Source organism: Geobacillus sp. FSL K6-0789, from assembly GCF_038593135.1.
Lineage (GTDB): Bacteria > Bacillota > Bacilli > Bacillales > Anoxybacillaceae > Geobacillus > Geobacillus stearothermophilus.
In genome coordinates this window covers 2,103,326-2,125,471 of the sequence record NZ_CP151966.1, presented here as the reverse complement: position 1 = coordinate 2,125,471, position 22,146 = coordinate 2,103,326, and the positions used below count along the sequence as shown (strand labels likewise).

25 protein-coding genes are annotated in these 22,146 nt (G+C 52.3%); 18 read left to right on the top strand and 7 right to left on the bottom strand.

What is annotated here, in order from left to right; translation table 11 throughout:
- Positions 1 to 33: 33 nt before the first annotated feature.
- Positions 34 to 984: a 4-hydroxy-3-methylbut-2-enyl diphosphate reductase gene (locus tag NSQ51_RS11285; RefSeq protein ID WP_044743145.1), complete on the bottom strand. Its 951-nt coding sequence runs from the start codon at positions 982 to 984 to the stop codon at positions 34 to 36.
- Positions 985 to 1,107: 123 nt separating this feature from the next.
- Positions 1,108 to 1,656: a YqfQ family protein gene (locus NSQ51_RS11280; protein ID WP_233434077.1), complete on the bottom strand. Its 549-nt coding sequence runs from the start codon at positions 1,654 to 1,656 to the stop codon at positions 1,108 to 1,110.
- 175 nt (positions 1,657 to 1,831) lie between these two features.
- Between NSQ51_RS11280 and NSQ51_RS11275 the strand changes: the two genes are divergently transcribed.
- Together NSQ51_RS11275 and NSQ51_RS11270 are read left to right on the top strand one after the other, a co-directional pair.
- On the top strand, positions 1,832 to 3,136 hold the full coding sequence (locus NSQ51_RS11275) for a DEAD/DEAH box helicase (protein ID WP_049624493.1): 1,305 nt from the start codon (positions 1,832 to 1,834) through the stop codon (positions 3,134 to 3,136).
- 43 nt (positions 3,137 to 3,179) lie between these two features.
- Complete coding sequence (locus tag NSQ51_RS11270; RefSeq protein ID WP_049624492.1) at positions 3,180 to 4,079, top strand: deoxyribonuclease IV; 900 nt, start codon at positions 3,180 to 3,182, stop codon at positions 4,077 to 4,079.
- 21 nt (positions 4,080 to 4,100) lie between these two features.
- Here NSQ51_RS11270 and NSQ51_RS11265 read toward each other — a convergent pair whose 3' ends face one another.
- On the bottom strand, positions 4,101 to 4,361 hold the full coding sequence (locus NSQ51_RS11265; protein ID WP_033010236.1) for a DUF2624 domain-containing protein: 261 nt from the start codon (positions 4,359 to 4,361) through the stop codon (positions 4,101 to 4,103).
- Between the two features lie 98 nt (positions 4,362 to 4,459).
- Here NSQ51_RS11265 and NSQ51_RS11260 point away from each other — a divergent pair, with 98 nt between their 5' ends.
- The 4 genes from NSQ51_RS11260 to NSQ51_RS11245 all read left to right on the top strand — a co-directional run bounded on the left by NSQ51_RS11260 (position 4,460) and on the right by NSQ51_RS11245 (position 7,482).
- Positions 4,460 to 5,341 carry a YitT family protein gene (locus NSQ51_RS11260; RefSeq protein WP_080985661.1) on the top strand — a complete coding sequence of 294 codons (882 nt, stop codon included), beginning with the start codon at positions 4,460 to 4,462 and terminating at the stop codon, positions 5,339 to 5,341.
- Between the two features lie 82 nt (positions 5,342 to 5,423).
- Positions 5,424 to 6,179: a metal ABC transporter ATP-binding protein gene (locus NSQ51_RS11255; RefSeq protein ID WP_049624491.1), complete on the top strand. Its 756-nt coding sequence runs from the start codon at positions 5,424 to 5,426 to the stop codon at positions 6,177 to 6,179.
- A gap of 38 nt (positions 6,180 to 6,217) precedes the next feature.
- The gene (locus NSQ51_RS11250) at positions 6,218 to 7,060 is read left to right on the top strand and encodes a metal ABC transporter permease (protein WP_033014652.1); all 843 of its coding nucleotides are present in this window, start codon (positions 6,218 to 6,220) and stop codon (positions 7,058 to 7,060) included.
- On the top strand, positions 7,057 to 7,482 hold the full coding sequence (locus NSQ51_RS11245) for a Fur family transcriptional regulator (protein WP_033014648.1): 426 nt from the start codon (positions 7,057 to 7,059) through the stop codon (positions 7,480 to 7,482). The genes NSQ51_RS11250 and NSQ51_RS11245 overlap by 4 nt, the downstream gene beginning before the upstream one ends.
- Before the next feature lie 17 nt (positions 7,483 to 7,499).
- Here NSQ51_RS11245 and NSQ51_RS11240 read toward each other — a convergent pair whose 3' ends face one another.
- Positions 7,500 to 8,066 (bottom strand): nucleotidase, encoded by a 567-nt coding sequence (locus NSQ51_RS11240; protein ID WP_033014646.1) that lies wholly within the window; start codon positions 8,064 to 8,066, stop codon positions 7,500 to 7,502.
- Positions 8,067 to 8,163: 97 nt separating this feature from the next.
- On the opposite strand from NSQ51_RS11240, the gene NSQ51_RS11235 reads away from it, so the two are divergent.
- Positions 8,164 to 8,511 carry a hypothetical protein gene (locus NSQ51_RS11235; RefSeq protein WP_033014645.1) on the top strand — a complete coding sequence of 116 codons (348 nt, stop codon included), beginning with the start codon at positions 8,164 to 8,166 and terminating at the stop codon, positions 8,509 to 8,511.
- 61 nt (positions 8,512 to 8,572) lie between these two features.
- On the opposite strand, the gene ispG is transcribed toward NSQ51_RS11235, so the two are convergent.
- The gene (ispG, locus tag NSQ51_RS11230) at positions 8,573 to 9,697 is read right to left on the bottom strand and encodes a flavodoxin-dependent (E)-4-hydroxy-3-methylbut-2-enyl-diphosphate synthase (protein WP_033014644.1); all 1,125 of its coding nucleotides are present in this window, start codon (positions 9,695 to 9,697) and stop codon (positions 8,573 to 8,575) included.
- An 82-nt stretch (positions 9,698 to 9,779) separates the two neighbouring features.
- On the bottom strand, positions 9,780 to 10,094 hold the full coding sequence (locus NSQ51_RS11225) for a LysM peptidoglycan-binding domain-containing protein (protein ID WP_011231945.1): 315 nt from the start codon (positions 10,092 to 10,094) through the stop codon (positions 9,780 to 9,782).
- Between the two features lie 299 nt (positions 10,095 to 10,393).
- Here NSQ51_RS11225 and NSQ51_RS11220 point away from each other — a divergent pair, with 299 nt between their 5' ends.
- Positions 10,394 to 10,705, top strand: coding sequence for a hypothetical protein (locus tag NSQ51_RS11220; RefSeq protein WP_259463642.1), 312 nt, complete (start codon positions 10,394 to 10,396; stop codon positions 10,703 to 10,705).
- Here the strand turns inward: NSQ51_RS11220 and NSQ51_RS11215 are convergent.
- Complete coding sequence (locus tag NSQ51_RS11215) at positions 10,671 to 11,444, bottom strand: DUF1189 domain-containing protein (RefSeq protein WP_033014641.1); 774 nt, start codon at positions 11,442 to 11,444, stop codon at positions 10,671 to 10,673. The genes NSQ51_RS11220 and NSQ51_RS11215 overlap by 35 nt on opposite strands.
- A gap of 354 nt (positions 11,445 to 11,798) precedes the next feature.
- Here NSQ51_RS11215 and sodA point away from each other — a divergent pair, with 354 nt between their 5' ends.
- From sodA to phoU, 10 genes are all read left to right on the top strand, one after another.
- Positions 11,799 to 12,413, top strand: coding sequence for a superoxide dismutase SodA (gene sodA, locus NSQ51_RS11210; protein ID WP_033010224.1), 615 nt, complete (start codon positions 11,799 to 11,801; stop codon positions 12,411 to 12,413).
- Between the two features lie 141 nt (positions 12,414 to 12,554).
- Positions 12,555 to 13,847 (top strand): MFS transporter, encoded by a 1,293-nt coding sequence (locus NSQ51_RS11205; protein WP_033014640.1) that lies wholly within the window; start codon positions 12,555 to 12,557, stop codon positions 13,845 to 13,847.
- A gap of 72 nt (positions 13,848 to 13,919) precedes the next feature.
- A complete protein-coding gene (locus NSQ51_RS11200) occupies positions 13,920 to 16,031 on the top strand; it encodes a penicillin-binding protein 2 (protein WP_049625181.1) in 2,112 nt (703 codons plus the stop codon).
- 369 nt (positions 16,032 to 16,400) lie between these two features.
- Positions 16,401 to 17,366, top strand: coding sequence for a PstS family phosphate ABC transporter substrate-binding protein (locus tag NSQ51_RS11195; RefSeq protein WP_049625180.1), 966 nt, complete (start codon positions 16,401 to 16,403; stop codon positions 17,364 to 17,366).
- A gap of 85 nt (positions 17,367 to 17,451) precedes the next feature.
- A complete protein-coding gene (pstC, locus tag NSQ51_RS11190; RefSeq protein ID WP_033014638.1) occupies positions 17,452 to 18,405 on the top strand; it encodes a phosphate ABC transporter permease subunit PstC in 954 nt (317 codons plus the stop codon).
- A gap of 4 nt (positions 18,406 to 18,409) precedes the next feature.
- On the top strand, positions 18,410 to 19,291 hold the full coding sequence (gene pstA / locus NSQ51_RS11185; RefSeq protein ID WP_033014634.1) for a phosphate ABC transporter permease PstA: 882 nt from the start codon (positions 18,410 to 18,412) through the stop codon (positions 19,289 to 19,291).
- Between the two features lie 39 nt (positions 19,292 to 19,330).
- Positions 19,331 to 19,510: a hypothetical protein gene (locus NSQ51_RS11180; protein ID WP_121650080.1), complete on the top strand. Its 180-nt coding sequence runs from the start codon at positions 19,331 to 19,333 to the stop codon at positions 19,508 to 19,510.
- Between the two features lie 30 nt (positions 19,511 to 19,540).
- Entirely contained in the window at positions 19,541 to 20,674 is a 1,134-nt protein-coding gene (locus NSQ51_RS11175; RefSeq protein WP_121678437.1) for an IS4 family transposase, read from the top strand.
- Positions 20,667 to 21,431 (top strand): phosphate ABC transporter ATP-binding protein PstB, encoded by a 765-nt coding sequence (gene pstB / locus NSQ51_RS11170; protein WP_233434070.1) that lies wholly within the window; start codon positions 20,667 to 20,669, stop codon positions 21,429 to 21,431. Before NSQ51_RS11175 ends, pstB begins: the two co-directional genes overlap by 8 nt.
- A gap of 23 nt (positions 21,432 to 21,454) precedes the next feature.
- Complete coding sequence (phoU, locus tag NSQ51_RS11165; protein ID WP_033014630.1) at positions 21,455 to 22,108, top strand: phosphate signaling complex protein PhoU; 654 nt, start codon at positions 21,455 to 21,457, stop codon at positions 22,106 to 22,108.
- Positions 22,109 to 22,146 lie beyond the last annotated feature (38 nt).

Below are 22,146 nucleotides of genomic sequence, written 5' to 3'. Positions count from 1 at the left end.
GGGACAGCCTTTGTTTATAAACGGGGCGAGCTGTTACTCGTCTTTCTTTGCTTTTACTTTTGGCAAAATTTTGTGCAGCGGCACTTTCCGCTCCCGCTGCCATGTCGCCGGGTCGTTCGGGTCAAATTGCTCGAGGAAGTCGATCACTTCCTTGGTGATCGGCGTTGGGGTCGAAGCGCCGGCGGTGACGGCGACTTTTTTGGCATTTTTTATCCAATTGATGTCGATTTCCGTGACATCCGCGACGCGGTACGCTTTCGTGCCGGCAATTTCTTCCGACACTTGGGCGAGGCGATTGGAGTTGTTGCTGCGCGGGTCGCCGACAACGATCGTCACGTCGGCGTCCTTTGCCTGTTCGGCGACCGCTTCTTGCCGGAGCTGGGTCGCGAGGCAAATTTCTTTATGCATTTCCACGTGCGGGTACTTTTCCTTCACTTTCGCCATAATATCGGCGACGTCCCACTGGCTCATTGTCGTTTGGTTCGTCACCATAAGGCGCTTGTTTTCCAACGCGAGCCGTTCGACATCGTCGACCGTTTCCACAAGGTGAATGCGCTCCGGATTGATGCCGACCGCTCCTTCCGGCTCCGGGTGCCCTTTTTTGCCGATGTAAATGATGTCATAGCCATCCGCGAGCTTTTGTTCGATCAAGCGGTGTGTTTTCGTCACATCCGGGCACGTTGCATCGATCGTGACCAGCCCTTTTTCGAGCGCCCGCTTTTTCACTTCCGGCGATACGCCGTGGGCGGTGAAAATGACCGTGCCGCGGTCGATTTTTTCCAAAATCTCAAGCCGGTTTTCTCCATCGAGTGTAATAATGCCTTCTTCGGCAAACGCATCGGTGACGTGTTTGTTATGGACGATCATTCCAAGAATATAAATGGGCCGTGGCAATGACGGATCCAAAGCCGCATTGCGGGCGATCACCATCGCATCGACAACCCCGTAGCAATATCCGCGCGGGGTGATTTTAATGACTTCCATCGTTTTCCCTCCCTGCCGCCGACCGTGCGGCGGTTGTTCACCTTTCATTATATCGGAGAGCGGAAGGGAAGACAAAGAATAATCGCCCCAAACGGCAACAAGCAGCGCTGGGGCGGAAAATGGCTATATATACAGCTTGGGGGCTGATGGTTTGGATGCGGCTGGCGTGCGCTTTTCTGCTAGCTCTTCGCGCTTTGGCCGCGGAACGGGGCGTTTCTTGGCCGCCAGCCCTCCTGATTTTCGTTTCTCCTCTTCAGCCGGTGCGCGCTCCGGTTGGGTGGGGTTCTCCTCTTTTTTATCAGCTGGTTTCAGCTCACGAAAAATGCGGATCATCCCCGGAAGATTGCGGACGAGCGGCCCGTACTGCTGCACCATTGGCACAACGTTTTGTGCGATGCCGAGCATTTTTTGCACGTTGTTTAACATGCCGATAAACCCGCTGCCTGTGTTGGCTGTTGTGGCGGCGTTGGCGGCTGTGTTTTGCAATAGCGGCATCCCCGATGGAGATGGGACCACCGTTGGCGGCTGCCCGCGGGAAAATAAACGGGCTAGCAGGCCGCCTGCGCCGCCGGGGCGAGGGAACGGGGCCGGCATGCGGGCGAACGGGGCGGACGGGGCACCGATGAATGGAGAAGGCATCATCGGGGGCCGGCTGTATCTCATGGCACTCATGACAGTTGCCTCCTTCCCACTGTGCGGATGAACAATCGTCCTCGTTCATACAATATGCGGGCGGGGCGGGAAAGGTTTTTCCCGCTGCCGTGGTCTTTAGTTGCGGCCGACCTCCGACATTCGCTATAATGGTGAAGCAAATGGAGCGGCTCAGGCAGAAGGGAGTTGTGGTGGAATGACGGAGACGCAGTTTGCCCGTTTTTCGTTTCAACCGTTTGTCATCGAAGCCATTAAGGCGCTTCGTTTTTATAAACCGACGGAAATTCAAGAACGCATCATTCCGGGGGCGTTGCGCGGCGAAAGCATGGTCGGCCAGTCGCAAACCGGGACAGGGAAAACGCATGCCTATTTGTTGCCGATCATCGAAAAGATCGATCCGGAGCGTGCGGAAGTGCAGGCTGTCATCACGGCGCCGACGCGCGAGCTGGCGACGCAAATTTATCATGAGACATTGAAGATTACAAAATTTTGCCCGAAAGACCGCATGATCATCGCCCGCTGTTTCATCGGCGGGACGGATAAGCAAAAAGCGCTCGAAAAATTGACGGTGCAGCCGCACATTGTCATCGGCACGCCGGGGCGCATCAACGATTTCATCCGCGAGCAGGCGCTTGATGTGCATACGGCGCGCACTCTTGTTGTTGATGAGGCCGATTTGATGCTGGATATGGGCTTTCTCGTCGATGTGGACCAAATCGCCGCCCGCATGCCGAAAGAGTTGCAAATGCTTGTGTTTTCGGCGACCATTCCGGAAAAGCTGAAGCCGTTTTTGAAAAAATATATGGAAAATCCAACATTCGTCCAGGTCAAGCCGAGACAGGCGGCAAACGAAAACATCGAGCATGTGCTCATTCCGCTGCGTGGGCGCGAGAAGGCTAGGCTGCTTCATGATGTGCTTGTCAGCTACAACCCGTATTTGGCCATCGTGTTCGTCAACACGAGAAAGATGGCGGATGAAGTCGCCGACCTTCTTGCGGAACAAGGGCTGAAAGTCGGTGTGCTGCACGGCGATTTGACGCCGCGCGAACGAAAAAAAGTGATGAACCAAATCCGCGATCTCGAGTTTCAATACGTGGTCGCCACCGATTTGGCGGCGCGCGGCATCGACATCGAAGGAGTCAGCCATGTTGTCAACTACGAACTGCCGGATGATTTGCAGTTTTACATCCACCGCGCTGGAAGGACGGCGCGCGCCGGCTACAACGGCATTGCGGCGACGATTTACGAGCCGTCCGACCAGGATGCGATCGCCCGCTTGGAGAAAATGGGCATTTCGTTCGTCCACCGCGATCTTGTGCGCGGCGAATGGAAAGAGCTCCCGCCATGGAACCGGCGGAGCAAGCGGGCCGGCGAAAAGAAAGACGAACTCGCACCGGTGATCGCCAAGCTGAAAAAGGCGAAGAAAGTGAAGCCGGGCTATAAGAAAAAGCTGCGAGCCGAGCTCGAAAAGAAGAAAAAGCGGCTTGGCCGTTTCAAATAATTGTAGTCTTGGCCCGGAATGAAACGAAAAGGGAGAGAAGAGGATGCTAAAAATCGGTTCACACGTGTCGATGAGCGGCAAAAACATGCTGCTCGCCGCCAGTGAGGAAGCCGTTTCCTACGGCGCGAATACGTTTATGATTTACACGGGGGCGCCGCAAAACACAAGGCGCAAGGCGATCGAGGAACTCAATATCGAAGCCGGGCGAAAACATATGGCGGCGCACGGCATTGAGGAGATCGTCGTTCACGCCCCGTACATCATCAACATCGGGAACACGGTCAACCTTGATACGTTTGCGCTTGGCGTTGATTTTTTGCGCGCTGAAATCGAGCGGACAGAAGCGATAGGGGCGAGCCAGCTTGTGCTGCACCCGGGTGCTCATGTCGGCGCCGGGGCGGAGGCGGGGCTCCGGCAAATCATCCGCGGGCTGAATGAAGTGTTGACGCGCGAGCAGACCGTGCAAATCGCGCTTGAGACGATGGCCGGCAAAGGATCGGAATGCGGGCGCACGTTCGAAGAGCTGGCGTACATCATTGATGGCGTCGCCTATAACGACAAGTTGTCCGTCTGTTTTGACACGTGCCATACGCATGACGCCGGCTATGACATTGTCAATGATTTTGACGGCGTGCTTGATGAATTTGACCGCATCATCGGTCTTGAGCGGTTGAAAGTACTGCACATTAACGACAGCAAAAACCCGCGCGGCAGCCGAAAAGACCGCCATGAAAACATCGGGTTCGGCCATATCGGATTTGCTGCGCTCAATTATATCGTCCATCATCCACAACTGGAGGATATTCCAAAAATTTTAGAAACGCCGTATGTCGGTGAGGAGAAAAACAACAAAAAACCACCGTACAAGCATGAAATTGCGATGCTGCGGGCAAAGACCTTTGATGATCGATTGCTTGAGAAAATTGCAGCTGACGAGCAATAAAAAAGGGCGTTCCGCCCTTTTTTACTTTTTTTGCACAAATTGCAAAAACAGTTCGTTCGCTTTTTTGGCGATCTCCGGCGAGGTGATTTTCGCCAGCTCGCGCACCCATTTTTTCCGTTCTTGCGGATCGAAAACGTTGAGATCATTCGTCCGGGCCAGATGGAGAATTTTTTTCGCCTGGCTGACGGTAATCGGCAGGCCGTAGTCCCGGCTGTAGGCCGCCAATTCCTCCGGGGTGATCGTTTTCAACTTTTGCTTGACAAGCTGTTGATAAAAATTCATTGCCACCGCCTCCTTCGTTCTTTTCCATCATATGGCGTGAACAGAAAAGGGGTGTATGATATAATGGAAATGAAAGCAAAGGGAGAAAGGGTGGTAATTTGGCGGCAAAACAGCATAAAAAGGAACCGTTGAACCATGTGTTGTACCGGGCGGTCATGATCGCCATCGGCGCGGCATTGGCTGCCTTCGCGATCGAGCGGCTGCTTGTTCCGAATAAAATGATCGATGGCGGCATTATCGGTGTTTCGCTCATCCTCGATTACTTGATCCCAGATGAATGGCGGCTGCTCAATTTTGCCACGCTTGTCATCCTCTTAAACGCCCCGTTTATGTATTTCGGCTACAAGCACATCGGCAAAACGTTTATGTTGTCGACGATTTTAGGCGTTGTCATTCTCGGAGCCGCTGAACGGGCATTTCATCATTTTTCCCCGCTGACGGCCGAGCCCATTTTGGCAACGGTGTTTGGCGGTTTGGCGCTTGGGCTTGGCGTCGGGTTGGTCATTCGCCATGGTGGGTCGCTCGATGGGACGGAAATTTTAGGAATTTTGTTGACGAAAAAAATCCCGTTTTCCGTCGGGGAGTTCGTCATGTTTGTCAACGTCTTTATTTTCGGCTGGGCGGCGTTTGTGCTCGGGGTCGAGGCGGCGATGTATTCGGTCATGACGTACTATATTGCTTCCAAGACGATCGACGCAGTCATCGAAGGGCTTGATGAGACGCGGGCCGCTTTTATTGTCACTGATTATTATGCGGAGATTTCGGACGCCATTTTGCACCGCCTCGGCCGCGGAACGACGAAATTGATCGGCAAAGGCGGCTACACCGATGAAGAAAAAGAAATTATTTATGCGGTCGTCACGCGCTTGGAAGTGACAAAACTAAAATCGATCGTCAATGAAATCGACCCGGATGCGTTCATCACCATTATGCCGACGCATGAAGTGCGCGGCGCCCGCTTTAAATCAGCGATTCATTGAGGTTTACAAAACGCGGATGGCGGGGTATACTTGCATAGTGAAGCAAATCAGAATGATTCTGAATTAGCAAGGGAGAACCGCCATGGAGAGTGGGCTTGTTTTGCAAATTGAGGATGTGTCGTTCCGTTATGAAAACGAGAACGTGCTTGAGCATGTTAGTTTAACGGTGCCGAAAGGAGCATTTTTAGGATTGGTCGGCCCGAACGGCTCGGGAAAATCGACGCTGCTGAAATGCGTGCTCGGTTTGCTCAAGCCGTCGCATGGCCGCATTTTGTTGTTCGGTGAACCGGTTGAATCGTTCCGGGCATGGCATCGAATCGGCTTTGTATCGCAAAAAGCCAACAGTTTTAACCGCGGTTTCCCGGCGACGGTTGAGGAAGTGGCGGCGAGCGGATTGACGGCGAAACGCGGCTTGTTCCGCCTGTTGACGAAAGAAGACCGGCGGGCGGTCACGGCGGCGCTTGAGGCTGTTGGGCTGAGCGAGTTGGCGAAGCGCAATATCGGCGAGCTGTCCGGCGGCCAGCAGCAGCGGGTGTTTATCGCCCGGGCATTGGCGAGCCAACCGGATTTGCTCATTTTAGACGAGCCGACGGTCGGCGTGGATGCCCGCCATGTGCACGAGTTTTATGAGCTGCTTGGCGATTTGAACCGCCGCGGTTTGACGCTTATCTTAGTGACGCACGACATCGGGACGATGACGGAGCGGGTCACCCATATCGCCTGTTTGAACAGACGCCTCTATTTCCATGGAAAAGCGGAGGAGTTTGAACAGCTTGGCGACGAAGCCATTTCGCAGTTTTACGGGCATCCGCTTCACGTTCTCTCCCACGAGCACTAGAGGGGCCATATAAACGATTGACGTTGGAGGAATGACACGTGTGGGAAGCCTTATGGCAGTACGAGTTTTTGCGCAACGCCTTCTGGGCCGGGGTATTGACCGGATTTGCCGCGCCGCTGCTTGGCGTGTTTATCGTTGTTCGGCGGCTCTCGCTCATCGCGGATGCGTTGAGCCATGTCACGCTTGCCGGCATTGCCGCCGGGCTGCTGCTCGGGAAGTCCGTGCCGGCGGCAGCCGGATGGAACCCGCTGTACATCGGCATGGGCTTTTCCGTCATCGGCTCGCTGTTTATCGAAAAGCTGCGTGCTGTGTACCGGCATTATGAGGAGCTTGCCATTCCGATCATTTTATCGGCCGGCATCGGCTTAAGTGTGATTTTGATTTCAGCGGCCAACGGATTTACAACTGATTTGTTTTCGTACTTGTTCGGCAGCGTGAGCGCTGTCAGCCGCTCTGATGTCGGAACGGCGCTCGGCGTCGCGATTGTTGCTGTCGCCGTCATTTTCGCTTTTTACAAGGAATTGTTTCTTCTCTCGTTTGATGAGGAATATGCCCGCGTTTCCGGCGTCCGCGCCAAGCTCATTCATTTTTTGTTTATCGTGCTTGTCGCTCTCGTCATCGCGGCGTCGATGCGCATCGTTGGCGTGCTGCTCGTTTCTTCGCTCATGACGCTGCCGGTGGCCGCGAGCATCCGCATCGCCAAAAGCTTTAAACAAGCCATCGCATATTCCGTTTTCTTCGGGGAGCTTTCCGTCATCGTCGGCTTGCTGGCGGCATACGAACTCGATTGGGCGCCGGGCGGAACGATTGTCATGATGGCCGTGGCCATTTTGCTTCTCGTATTAGGATGGAAAAAATGGAGAAGGGGGCGGTCGCGATGAACGTTGGCGAAGCGTTGCGGTTAATGAAGGAAAAAGGGTTTAAATATACGGAAAAACGGAAACAAATGCTCGAGCTGTTTGCCGGCCGCGACAAATATTTGACGGCAAAAGAAGTGCTTGAGGCGCTTCGTCCCGCTTATCCGGGCTTAAGCGTTGACACGGTGTACCGCAATTTGTCGCTCTTTGCTGCGCTCGGCATTTTGGAGATGACCGAGTTGTCAGGAGAGAAACGGTTTCGGTTCGCCTGCGACGCCCGCCGCCATCACCATCATTTCATTTGCACCGAGTGCGGGAAAACAAAAGAAATCGATATATGTCCAATGGAAAGGCTGGCCACGCAGCTCGACGGCTACGAAATCGCCGACCATAAATTTGAAATTTACGGAACATGTCCGCAATGTCAAAAACATCTCCCGATATAAGATGGGAGATGTTTTTCTTATGGCGCCAAGCGCAGCTCGACTTCACGCTTGGCCTCGAGCCAATGCCGGACGCGGATGACATTGTCAGGAAGCGGACCTTGGTTGTATGGCGTGTCAAACAAAATGACCGGGATGCCGCATGCTTCTGCGATCTCACAAGCGTTATCGTATTTATCTTCAAAAAAGGCGGCCAGCCTGTATTGGCGGACGGCGGCGATTTTATCGTGGGATCCGATCAGCTCAATATGGTGGTAATGGATGCCGTGCCGTTGAAACCAGCGTTCGGTGAGCTCGTACAAATGGCGGCCGCGGGCGCTGATGTAATACAGCTCGTATTTGTCTTTCCAGCTGTCAATCACCTCAAGCGCGTAGCGAGCCAGCGGCGCACGTTCGTAAATGCCCGCCTCATTTTCCGCAAGCCACCGGTCCATTTCTTCCTCCGCCACGCCGTATAACGGCGCCAAATTGTATTGTGTAATGTCGTGTAATGCGAGCTCTTTGCCGAATGCTTCGTTTAAATACGGAATAAATGTGCTCGGACACGTAACCGTGCCGTCAATGTCGATCCCGAGCCGGTGTTTCATCGTCGCATCCCCCTTTTAGAAAATATTCACACTGATAAAATGGCACCGGTTTCTCATACTAAGAATGCTCCTTACTTTAGGAAAGCGAGGGAAGCATATGGCAGACGACCGCGAGCGCACGTATAATGGAAGTTACGTGCAATCGATCGAAAAAGAGGAACCAGAACGCACTTTCATGGAAGAAACAGCGGCGGAAGTCGCTGAACCGATTCGCCGCCGCGACGAGCGGGATGAAGAACGCGCGGACGGCGCCGGGCTCGGCTGGCTCGCTTTGGCCCTGTCCATCATCGCCTTGTTTATTTGGCCGATTTTGTTAGGGGCGACCGGCATTATTGTCGGGTTTATCGCGCGCCGGCGCGGCGCGGAAACGCTTGGGGCTTGGGCCATCGGGATTGGCGTCATCGCCATTCTCGTCCGCCTGTTTATTATGCCGTTTTATACGTAAAAAAAAGCGAGGGTGTCCCCAAGGCGGGGACGCCCTTTCTCGTTATGCAGGAACATTCCGCTCATTGGGCGGCGCTGCCTTTCAGAGCGGCTTTGTTTTCCTTTTGCTTTGCAAAATATTCTTCCGCCAGCTTATCGATTTCTTTTTTCAGTTCTTCCACCATTTGTTCTTCCGGTACTTTGCGGACAATTTTGCCGTGGCGGAACAACAAGCCTTCGCCGCGGGCGCCGGCGATGCCGATATCCGCCTCGCGCGCTTCGCCCGGGCCGTTGACCGCGCAACCGAGCACGGCGACTTTGATCGGCGCCTTAATTTTGGCGATATAGTCCTCGATTTCATTGGCGATGCTGATCAAATCGATCTCAATCCGCCCGCACGTCGGGCAGGAAATGAGCGTCGCCGCATTGGAGGCGAGCCCGAACGTTTTTAAAATTTCGCGCGCCACTTTTACTTCTTCAACCGGGTCGGCGCTTAACGAAACGCGGATCGTATTGCCGATGCCTTTGCTTAAAATGGCGCCGAGTCCAACCGCGCTTTTGATCGTGCCGGAAAAAAGCGTTCCCGCCTCGGTGATGCCAACATGGAGCGGATAGTCGAACGTGCGCGCCGCTTTTTCGTACGCTTCAATGGCGAGGCGCACATCGGACGCTTTCAACGAAACGATAATGTCGTGAAAATCGAGTTCTTCCAAGATGCGGATATGGTATAAGGCGCTCTCGACCATGCCGTCGGCTGTTGGATATCCGTATTTTTCTAAAATGCGTTTTTCCAGCGATCCGGCGTTGACGCCGATGCGGATCGGCACGCCGCGCTCTTTCGCCGCTTTCACGACCGCTTCGACTTTTTCGCGGCGCCCGATGTTGCCTGGATTGATGCGGATTTTATCAACGCCGCCTTCGATCGCTTTCAGCGCCAGTTTGTAGTCAAAGTGGATGTCGGCGACAAGCGGGATGTTGATTCGCTTTTTAATTTCCGGTATCGCCGCGGCAGCCCGTTCGTCCGGGCAGGCGACGCGGACGACTTGACAGCCCGCCTCCTCAAGCCGGCGGATTTGCGCCACCGTCGCCTCGACATCGTGCGTTTTCGTCGTCGTCATGCTTTGAATGATGACTTCGTTGCTCCCACCGATCGTCAGCGGACCGACGCGGACCGGCCGAGTCTTTGAACGATGGATGATTTCACCCACGGGAATTCGCTCCTTTAACATTCGAGTCGCTTTCTGCATTATTGTAACAGTGCCATCCGCCGTTTGACAAGCGATTCGCCGGTTAGCGATAGATCGGTACTTTATAAGTTTTCCCGATTTTTAATGTTTGCGCATGTTCGCCTGGATTTAACCGTTCAAAATCACGGATCAGCTGCTCGAGCGGAACGGGCAATGGACCGTTGAGTTCTTTCTCGATGATGGACAACAACGTATCGCCAGGGCGAATGGTCACCGTCCGGTACGGGATGGCCGCCTGTTTCGACTGGACAACGGCTGCCGCTGTTTCAGATGAAGGGTGAAGCGTTCCGATGACAAGGTCGCGGTAAACGATATAACTGGAAAGAAAGAGAAGCAGGAGAAAAATGAATTTTTTCATGACGCTTCCTCCGCATGCGTATATCTATTTCATATGTATGCTTGTCCAGCGAAAATATGTCTTCCTTAGCAAGGTCGTTGAGCTCATGAGGAAAACACTTCAACAAAAGAATGTCTCCAATTTGAAAAACGGCATCACCGTTCTTCTTTGCCTTCAAGGCTCGCTTGACGGCTTTTTGAAAATATTCCTGTTTTTTGTCTTTACAGAAACTCAACAACTGCTTTATAAGGGCCTAACGATGTCTCGCTACAATGGTCTTGTACGTTGAAAGTACGAAAACAAAACGGGAGGATTTCTGAATGTGGAGCAAACGAGTCAAATTGGGATTGGCCGCCTTGTTGATGACCGGCGTTTTGGCCGGCTGCGGGCAGACTGAAAAGAACAACGCGGGCGGCAATGAAGGAGCGGCAAAGAAAGAAGAAACCTACTCCGGCACCATTGCACTAGTGGGATCTACAGCGCTTCAGCCGCTGGCAGACTCCGGGGGGGGGGGCGGCGCGCGCGTCGAGGACGAGGAGAAAGAAGCAAAGCAGCGTAAGCACAAAAAAAGCTGTCCTGCATCGACAGGCAGCTTTTTTATATTTCCCGTTTGGCTGATGGCACTTCCTTGACTGCCAAAAAGAGAACGACAAGCGAAACGAACCAATGGATCAACGCGCCGTAGGGCACGACCGCTTGCACCGTTTCCATCACGGTGAAAAAGACGGTCGACAGCGTAATGGCGTAAGCCGACATCACCCATGTATGGCGGTAGCGCAGCGTTTTGTCGAGCACGCCGGCAAGAATCAGGCCGAAAAAGGCAAAGATGCACACGCTGATGAATTTCCCGGCGCAGGCGAGCACGTATAAAACGAACCCAAAAAGCGGGATGAGGACAGGGAGAAGCGACTGAAGACCGGCGATGAACGCGCGAACGTCTTCGTCGGTAATGGTCACATCCGGAAACGTGGCATAGCTGTAATGCTGCGCCTGATGGCCGGCGACGAGCACGGCTTCATGCTTCAAGAGCGCGATGGCGTTCGGAAACTGCTCGACGTTCTCACTCGTCACTTTGCCGGTGCTGTCAAAAATGATCGTAAATCCGCCTTGATCAATATGAATCGGCGTGGCCGCCTCCGAGTGAAGTTCGCCGTTTTCAATCGAAAACGGCGGCAACTCGTTATTCAATAAGGCGCTCGTTGTGCGGATGCCTTCAGTGAGCGACGAGGAGACATAGTAAAACGTCGGAAGAGTGGACAGCAAAGTCAGCAAAAACAAATAACCGATCGTTTTCCCAATTCCCTGAAATCGAAAGCGGGCGATGTCTTTCGGAGAATATAAGCTTTTCCACAGCTGGACGAATACGTTCATCGCAGACACACCTTTCTTTATCTCCTTTTCCATTGTAGCCGGGAAAGAGGAAGAATTCAACTTGAGACAAAGAAAAAGCGGGCATCTTCCCGCTTTAGTCAGAAGGCAAATGAAAGGTTTCAAGCAAGGCGCGCCATTGCAACACCCGTTCATTTAGTGCATCGGCTTCGGAACGAATGGCAGCCATATACTATAGCTTGTCATTATGAAGAAACGGTCAACGGTGTGTTGAAAATATGTAAACAAAAAGCGAGGACAAGCAAGTCGATTGAAACATTGTGCCAACTTTGGTAAGCTAATCTCAAGCGAACGCTTTGGCGTTCGTGTACATAAATCAAAAAGGAGGAGATCGGTATGCCATTTGAATTGCCAGCATTGCCGTATCCGTATGATGCTCTGGAGCCGCACATCGACAAAGAAACGATGAACATTCACCACACGAAGCACCATAACACATACGTTACAAATTTGAATGCGGCGCTTGAAGGACATCCGGATTTGCAAAACAAATCGCTCGAAGAACTGCTCAGCAATTTGGAAGCCCTTCCGGAAAGCATCCGCACGGCGGTGCGCAACAACGGCGGCGGCCATGCGAACCACTCGCTTTTCTGGACGATTTTGTCGCCAAATGGCGGCGGCGAGCCGACGGGTGAGCTGGCTGACGCCATCAACAAAAAATTCGGCAGCTTCACCGCGTTCAAAGACGAGTTTTCGAAAGCAGCGGCCGGCCGTTTCGGTTCCGGTTGGGCATGGCTTGTTGTGAACAACGGCGAGCTGGAAATCACAAGCACGCCGAACCAAGATTCGCCGATTATGGAAGGCAAAACGCCGATTCTCGGCTTGGACGTTTGGGAGCATGCGTACTACTTGAAATACCAAAACCGCCGTCCGGAATACATTGCCGCATTCTGGAACGTCGTCAACTGGGACGAAGTGGCGAAACGGTACAGCGAAGCGAAAGCAAAATAATGAACAAAGCGGGGCGAAACAAAACGCTCCGCTTTTTTTTCGACGAAGGGGGCAGGCAAAGGGAGCGGTTTTCGTTGCGCCGGGTGCATAGAGGCGGCAGAAATGGCCACACTACCCGATAGATGAAAAGGGGAGTTTGCAATGGCATTTTTCCAAAAACTAACCGGCCAAGAACAAGTGAACCGCGACCTGTTGCTTTTGCTTTGCATCGGCGGGTTTTACGCGCTCGGTGTTTCCCTGTCGAACACGTTTGTCAACATTTATTTGTGGAAACAGACCGGCGATTTTCGCGATTTGGCATTGTACAACTTGGCGGTCGTCACGATGCAGCCGCTGACGTTTATCGTTGCCGGCCGTCTGGCGAAACAGATCGACCGCATTCTCGTTTTGCGGCTTGGCGTGTCATGTTTAGCCGTTTTTTTTGTCACGGTTTTGCTGGTCGGCTCCCGCGCCCATCAATATTTGCTCGTTCTCGGCGCGCTGCTCGGCGTCGGCTACGGTTTTTACTGGCTCGCTTTTAACGTGCTGACATTTGAAATTACCGAACCGGAGACGCGCGACTTTTTTAACGGTTTTTTCGGGGTGTTGACCTCATCAGCCGGCATGATCGGGCCGATTGCCGCCGGTTATATCATCTCATCGCTTCATGGAGCGAAAGGGTATACGTTCGTTTTCTCGCTGTCGCTCGGCTTGTTTCTTGTCGCTGTGCTGCTCAGCTTTTTCTTGAAGCGCCGCGCGGCCGCGGGGAAATATTTATTTTTCCGCATTTTAAAGGAACGGAATGAAAACCGGAACTGGCGGCTCATTACGAACGCCCATTTTTTTCAAGGACTGCGTGAAGGCTCGTTCGTTTTTGTCATTTCCGTGCTTGTCTACGTCAGCTCCCATAGCGAATGGGCGCTTGGCAAGTACGGATTGGTCAATTCCTTCACATCGTTTATCGCTTATTACGTCGTCTCCCGGTTGATGAAGCGGGAATACCGGATGAAAGCCATTTTGTTGGGCGGTCTTTTGCTGTATGCAGCCATTTTTCTCATCGTCTTTCATCCTTCGTACCCGCGCCTTCTTCTTTATGCCGTCACGATTGCCATCGCTTATCCGATTTTGCTTGTTCCGTACTCATCGTTGACGTTTGACGTGATCGGGAAAAGCTGGAAATCAGCGGAAGCGCGCGTCGAATATATCGTCGTCCGCGAGCTGTTTTTAAACGCCGGACGGGTGGCGTCGATTCTTGCTTTTTTGGCGGCGGTGGAGCTCTTTAACGAGCAGACGGGCATTCGTGTGCTGATGTTTGTATGCGGCGCCGGGCATTTGATCATTTATTGGTTCGTCCGCCGCATCCGCTTGACTGATGGCCATCCGGAGCGGGAGCGGCAAGGTCGGCTTTTGCTTCGGCCGAAGCTGGCCAATGAACGGGGCGGCCCGACAGCATAAAAGTCGCCCATGTTTTTCCCTAGCCAACCCCTTCTTTTTCTTTTACAATAGGGGGGAAAGGAGGGCCGGGGGATGAAACGGAAGAAACGGGCACAAGTGCCGATTCGGTTGAACATTTTGTTTTTCTTTGTCTTCTTGTTGTTTTCGGCGCTGATTTTGCGCCTTGGCGTCGTACAAATCGTCTACGGTGAAGATTATCGGCGCGAAGTGGAGCGGACGCAGGATGAAATCGTCAGCACGCCGGTGCCGCGCGGCAAAATTTACGATCGATTCGGCCACGTGATCGTCGACAACACACCGCAAAAGGCGATTACGTACACGCGCTCCAAAACGACACAGCCGGAAGAAATATTGGACATAGCAAGGAAACTCGCCCAATACATCGACATTCCGGATGCAGAGGAAAAAGTGACGGAGCGAGACATGAAAGATTATTGGATTTTGACCCATCCGGAAGAAGCCAAAAAGAAAGTGAGCGAACAAGAACGGAAAAAGCTCGCTGACCAAGGGCTGACACAAAAAGAGATCGACAAAAAGGTGTATGAATGGACGCTTGACCGCATCACCAAGCAAGATTTGGCGCAAATTTCGAAGTCGGAGCTTGAAGTGATCGCCATTAAACATGAGATGGAGAGCGGCTACGCCTTGACGCCGCAGACGGTCAAAAGCAAAGGGGTGACCGACCGCGAATATGCGGTCGTCAGCGAACACTTAAGCGAGCTGCCTGGCGTCAATACGACCGTGGACTGGGACCGGAAATACGTGTATGACAATACATTCCGCTCCGTGCTCGGCAGTGTGACGGAAGAAGATGAAGGCGTTCCGCGCGAGCGGCTCGACTACTTTTTGGCCCGCGACTACAGCCGCAACGACCGCGTTGGCAAAAGCTATTTGGAGATGCAGTATGAAGAAGTGCTGCACGGCAAAAAGGCGAAAGTGAAAAACGTGGTCGACAAGTCGGGCCGCGTCGTTTCGGTTGAGGAAGTGTACCCGGGCGAGCGCGGGAAAGACCTTGTGCTGACGATCGATGCCGAATTGCAACAAAAAGTCGAAGAGATCATTCAGCAGGAGATTTTGGCGACGAAGCGCAAAGGCCGGTCGCCGCTCTTGGACCGGGCGTTTGTCGTCATGATGAACCCGAAGACGGGCGAAGTGTTGGCGATGGCCGGCAAGCTTCTTCAAGATGGCAAATTTGTCGACTTTGCCATCGGCAACATTACGTCTGCTTATGCGATGGGATCGACGGTGAAAGGGGCGACCGTGCTCACCGGCTTTCAAACCGGGGTGCTTCATCCGAATACGTATATTAAGGATGAGCCGTTATACATTAAAGGTACAGAACCGAAAAAGTCATGGAAAACGATGGGGACGATCAACGAGCTGACGGCGCTCAAGCAGTCATCGAACGTCTATATGTTCAAAACAGCGATCGCCATCGGGGGTGGTGTGTATCGTCCGCACGCGCCGCTTCGCATCAATCTAGAGGCATTTACGACGATTCGCCACTATTTCAGCCAATTCGGCCTTGGCGTGAAAACAGGCATCGATTTGCCGAACGAACTTAGCGGCTTCCAAGGCCGAGGCACGCGCGGCGGATTTTTGCTTGACTTAGCCATCGGCCAGTATGATATGTATACGCCGATGCAGCTGGCGCAATACGTCTCGACGATCGCCAACGGCGGCTACCGGATGAAGCCGCAGCTCGTCAAAGAAATTCGTGAGCCGTCCATTGACGGAAAAAAACCTAGCCGCGTCATCAAACGGTTCGAGCCGATCGTGTTAAACCGCGTCGATATGAAGACGGAATACATTGAGCGCGTGCAGGAAGGGTTCCGCCGTGTGATGCAAGAGCCGGGCGGAACGGCGTATGCGTATTTCGCCGGCGCTCCGTACAAGCCGGCCGGAAAAACAGGGACGGCTGAAGCGTTTTACGACGGGCCGATCAAAAGCCGCCGCAATGCCTCGACCAACAATTTGACGCTTGTCGGCTATGCGCCGTACAACGATCCAGAAGTGTCGTTCGCTGTTGTCGTTCCGTGGGCGACGCAAGGGGCAAGCGACGGCATTAACAACCGCATCGGCCGCCGTATTTTGGACGCCTATTTTGAATTGAAGGCGAAACGAATGGCTGGAGAGCCTGTTCAACCGCCAGCCGACGGCACCGAAACAACAGAACAATCTTGATGCTGAAGCTGATTCGATAGGGAGAGCTCCTTTTGTCGGATCAGCTCTTTTTATGGCTCTTCACCACAACATGTACTTGACAAGCAATACAGCTTCCTGCACAAAGATTTGAAAAAAATCACGGATTTGTTGATTTTCCCTTACAAGCGTAAATAGAGTTCAGAAAAAATCAAGTACAACTTTTGGTGAAGAGCCCTTTTTATTTTTTAGCGGAAAGAGAAGCTATTGATGAAAAATAATGGATATTGGATATCTGGAGTTTACACAATCTTAACATTCTGTTTAAACCTTATTAACAGCGTCCATTTATGATAGGGCATGTAAGGAAAAACTAGGACATGTAAAAGAAAACAGTCAGGGGGAAAAGCGATGAGCAAATGGAAACGGCTGATGTTGTCGAGTTTGCTTGGCGGAACAATGATGATTGTTGCCGCCTGTGGAGGAGGAAATGGAGCGCAGGAAAACGAGGCGGACAGTGGATCCGCAACGAAAGAGCTGTCCGGTGAAGTGATCATGGACGGTTCCTCGACGGTATATCCAATTGCGGAAGCAGCTGCTGAAGAATATATGATGGAACAGCCAAACGTCAAAGTTTCCGTCGGTGCTTCTGGAACGGGAGGGGGATTTGAGAAGTTCACGAAAGGGGAAACCGATTTTTCGAACGCCTCTCGTCCAATCAAAGAGGAAGAAAAACAGGCAGCTGCCGACAACGGCATCGAGTTCCAAGAGTTTCAGCTTGCCTATGACGGTCTTTCTGTTGTGGTCAATAAAGAAAACGATTGGGTTGATTACTTGACGGTGGATGAGTTGAAAAAAATGTGGACGGAAGACGGCACGGTGAAAAAATGGTCGGATATCCGTCCGGGCTGGCCGGATGAGGAAATCAAGTTTTTCTCGCCTGGTCATGATTCTGGGACATATGACTACTTTGATGAAGTGATTCTGGAAGGAAAAGAACTGGTCAAAACGGCTCAACTTTCGGAAGACGACAATATCCTCGTTCGTGGGGTTGAAGGGGATCAATATGCGATCGGCTACTTCGGTTATGCGTATTACTTGGAAAATAAAGATAAGCTGAAAGTGGTTCCGATCGATGGCGGCAACGGGCCAGTCGAGCCGACAAACGAGACGATTGAAACCGGGAAATACACCCCGCTTTCGCGGCCGCTGTTTACGTATGTGAACGTCAAATCGTTGAAAGAAAAGCCGCAAGTGTATGACTATATGGAATTTTTGCTGGAAACAGCCGGGGACTTGGCGGAAGAGGTCGGTTACGTCCGCCTGCCGGAGGAAAAGTATAAAGAACAGCTTGAAACATTGGAAGGATTGAAATAGGTTTCGTTAGGCCGGCGACAAGGGGTGTCTGTCGGCCTAGACTTGTGACTGCGGTTGGAATAAGTCGGAAAGGAGTTTTCGTTTTATGGGGGTTCCAACGAAGAAAGAACAGCAGTTCTCGGTTCGGGAGATGATCGTTGAAAACCAAGCGCGGCAACATTGGACGAAAAGGATGGAAAAGCTCGCGCCGAAGTTCCTCTTTACATTGGCGGCACTCTCCGTGCTCGTAATGCTCGGCATTTTGTTTACCCTTCTTTTTGAGACGATCGAATTTTTCCGCCGTGTATCGATTGTTGAGTTTGTCACAAGCAAAGAGTGGCTTCCGTGGAATGAGGAACACGGATCGTTCGGAGTCGCTCCGCTTGTGACCGGCACGCTGCTGACGACCGGTATCGCTATGCTTTTGGCTGTTCCGATTGGGCTCGCTTCGGCCATTTACTTGAGCGAGTATGCGTCGGAGCGGACGCGCCGAATCATCAAGCCGGCGCTCGAAGTGCTTGCCGGCATTCCGACGATCGTGTACGGGTTTTTTGCGTTGACGATCGTGACGCCGTTATTGCAAAAGGTCATCCCGGATCTAGAGATTTTTAATGCGCTCAGCCCGGGGCTCGTCATGGGGATTATGATCATTCCGATGATCGCCTCGCTGTCAGAAGACGCGATGAGCGCAGTGCCAAACTCCATTCGCGAAGGCGCCTTGGCCCTTGGCGCGACAAAGTTTGAAGTAGCGCTTAAGGTCGTGCTTCCTGCCGCCGCTTCCGGAGTGATTGCCTCATTTATTTTAGGCATTTCCCGGGCGGTCGGTGAAACGATGATCGTCGCGGTGGCTGGCGGATCATCGCCGGAGTTTACGTTTGATGTTACGCAATCGATTCAAACATTGACCGCTTACATCGTCCAGGTGACAACCGGCGACGCCGGCTATGGGACGACGATTTATTACAGCATTTACGCTGTCGGGATGACGCTCTTTATTTTCACGCTGCTGATGAATATATTGGCGCAATACATTTCCCGCCGATTGAGGGAGGAGTATTGAACACATGGAAAACAAATTGGACAAACCGCTCGTTTGGAGACGAATGAAAGGAAGGCTGGTGCAAAACGCCGTCTTGCAAGCCATTTTTTTTGCTGCTACGATTTTTGGACTCATTGTTCTCGCATTATTATTATCCCGTGTCATCATGCAGGCGATCGGCTGGCTCGATGGTGATTTCTTAAACAGCTTTCCTTCGCGCCGTCCGGAGGAAGCTGGGATTAAATCCGGACTGGTTGGCTCCCTTTGGCTGATGATGATTGTCGCACCGGTTTCGTTTATTTTGGGGGTTGGGACGGCCATTTATTTGGAAGAATACGCGCGCAAAAACCGTTTCACCGCGTTGATTCAAACGAATATTTCCAATCTGGCCGGCGTGCCGTCGATCGTGTTTGGCCTGCTGGGGCTTACGGTTTTTGTCCGTGAGCTTGGACTTGGGCGCAGTGTCTTGGCGGCCGGGTTGACGATGAGCTTGCTCATTCTTCCAGTGATCGTCGTCGCGGCCCAAGAGGCGATTCGTGCGGTTCCCCAGCAGCTGCGGGAAGCGTCGTATGCCATGGGGGCGACGAAATGGCAAACGATTTGTCGGGTGGTGTTGCCGGCGGCGCTGCCGGGAATGCTGACGGGGGCCATTTTGGCGTTTTCCCGCGCTATTGGGGAGACAGCTCCGCTTGTGGTGCTCGGCATCCCGACGTTTATCGCCTACCTGCCGGGCAGCGTACTTGATACGTTTACCGCTATGCCGTTGCAAATTTACAACTGGACAGGGCGGCCGCAAGAGGAGTTTCAGCATGTAGCGGCTGCCGGGATTATCGTCCTGCTCGTCTTTTTAATTTTGATGAATTCGGTCGCGGTATTGATTCGCAACAAGTTTCAAAAGCGGTTTTAACGCAAAAATTTCGGGGAAGAGCGAAAGGAGACCAATCAGATGATGGCAACAAACACAAAGAAAACAAAACTCTCACCGTTGGTCGAATCGTCTGCGGCAACGCCGGCGGTCGAAGATGTTGCAACAAAAGGCGTTGTGTACGAGACCAGGCGTGTTGATTATCCAATAAAATCCAAAGGGTATAGAAAAAAGAGCACCTTTCCTGTAGAATGTGAGTAGCAACACAAACAAACCCAGGAGGTGCTCTCTATGAACAAGCATACCACACTCCCGAATTTGATGCAAAAACTTGTTTCGGATGAAGAGATTCAACTGATTGCCGAAGCGGTTGGGTATCGTGATTCGTCTCGAACCTTTACGTTGCGCGAGTTGATTCACTTCTTCCTGCTGGCCGCCATGCATCAATGGAAAAGCTTTCGCCACGGAGCCGATGTGGGGCCTCTGTATGGATTGCCGCGATTCCATTATTCAACTGTATCCAAGAAAGCGAAAGAAGTTCCCTATGACATCATGAAACGCTTGTTGGCGTTGATCATTTCCAAGTGCAACCGCCAAACCCGCCGTTCGCTTCGGTTTCCCAAACCGCTTCGGGTGGTGGATTCGACGACCGTCACGGTCGGGAAAAACCGCCTCCCATGGGCTCCGTATCACGGCGAACGCGCCGGAGTGAAGCTGCACGTCGCGTATTCGCCGGAATCCTCGTTGCCGGCAGACGTGGTGGAAACCATCGGACTGCGTCATGATGGCCCGGTGGGAGAACAGTTGACGAACGCTCAACAAGTGCTGGTGGAAGACCGGGCGTATTTCAAAATCGAACGCCTCGATCGATTTGTGGAGCAGCATCAGCTCTTTGTCATTCGGATGAAGGACAACATCGAACTTCATCAGAAAAAAAGCTTGAACCGCCTTCCGAGCGCATCTTCATCGGTTCAAGCCGACTTCACGTGCCAGTTGGGAACGAAACAATACCGCTCCACCAAGCGTCACCGGGTAGTGATCTTTCGAGATGCGAATGGCCGCGACATTCGGGTCGTGACGAACCTCTTCCATGCGTCTGCGGAAACCATTGCCGACATGTACCAACAACGTTGGACTGTTGAGATCTTTTTCCGTTGGGTGAAGCAATATCTGAATGTCCCGACCTTGTTTGGCACGACGGAAAATGCGGTATACAACCAACTGTTTGCGGCGTTCATCGCGTATGTGTTGCTGCGATGGCTGTATGATCAAACCAAAAAACGGACGAACGTCTCTCTTTCCTTCATTTCGTTTGTTCGCCGTTTTTTCTCTGGGCAGCTTCCTCTCGATTGGAAATCCGGGATGGCCGCTGCTTTGTTTGAGTATGCCCAAATTTATGGAAGGCGTATGTCTAATTTTGGATAATCAACACTCGTGGTACGAGACAACAGATTTAAACTTATGGTATGGTGAACATCATGCGCTGAAGCACATTCATTTAACAATTTATGAAAATGAGGTGACGGCAATTATCGGGCCGTCAGGATGTGGAAAATCGACCTATATTAAAACGTTGAACCGAATGGTCGAGCTCGTGCCGAACGTCCGCATTGCCGGCCAGCTCGTCTACCGCGGGCGCAACATTTTTGACCCTTCCTATCCGGTTGAACAATTGCGGACACAAGTCGGCATGGTGTTTCAAAAGCCGAACCCGTTCCCGAAATCGATTTACGACAATATTGCGTACGGTCCTCGCATTCATGGCATCCGCAATAAAAAAGTGCTCGACGAAATTGTCGAAAAAAGTTTGCGAGGGGCGGCGCTTTGGGATGAGGTAAAAGATCGGCTGCACGATCATGCCTACGGGTTATCAGGCGGACAGCAGCAGCGATTGTGCATCGCCCGCTGTTTGGCGATTGAGCCGGACGTTATTTTAATGGATGAACCGACGTCTGCGCTCGATCCGATTTCCACGTTGAAAATCGAGGAACTTATTCAAGAATTGAAAAAACAATACAGCATCATTATTGTGACCCATAACATGCAGCAAGCGGCCCGCATTTCGGACAAAACAGCGTTTTTCTTGAACGGAGAAGTGATTGAATACGCAGAGACGAACAAGCTGTTTTCCAATCCGGCCGACCAGCGTACAGAAGACTACATTACCGGTCGTTTCGGATAAAAAACAAGGGAGGAAAGCCTGAAATGCGTGAAACGTTTGCTGATGACTTGCGAGCGCTGCACAACAAGCTGGTTGAGATGGGGCGGTTAACAGAAGTGGCATTGCAACAGGCGATTGACGCGTTTCAAACACAAAACAAACATTTGGCGATGGCCGTCATTGATGGAGACGGCTCGATTGACAAGCTCGAAGAAGAAGTGAACGACTTTGCGTTGTGGCTCATTGCGAAACAGCAGCCGGTCGCGACCGACTTGCGCCGCATCATCGCCGCGATCAAAATCGCGGGCGATATCGAGCGGATCGCCGATTTGGCCGTTAATGTCGCCAAGGCGTGCATCCGCATCGGCGGCGAGCCGTTCGTCATCGACATCCGCTCGCTAGTGTCGATGCACCAATTGGCGGCAGACATGGTATCGGCGGCTATGACGGCGTACGATCGGGAAGATGCATCGCTGGCTGCACAAATTGCCGATATGGATCGTCAGGTTGACGAGCGGTACGGGGAGATGATGAGAGCGCTGCTTGAGATGGAGAAAACAGATAAAGAGGCGCTGGCGCAAATGAACGTGCTGGCTCTCGTCGCCCGGTATATTGAACGGACGGCGGATCATGCGACCAATATCGCCGAGCATCTCCTTTATCTCGTCAAAGGGAAGCATTATGATTTGAATGATTGATGCAAATACAAAGAAGGAGGCAGTCTTTTCATCATTTG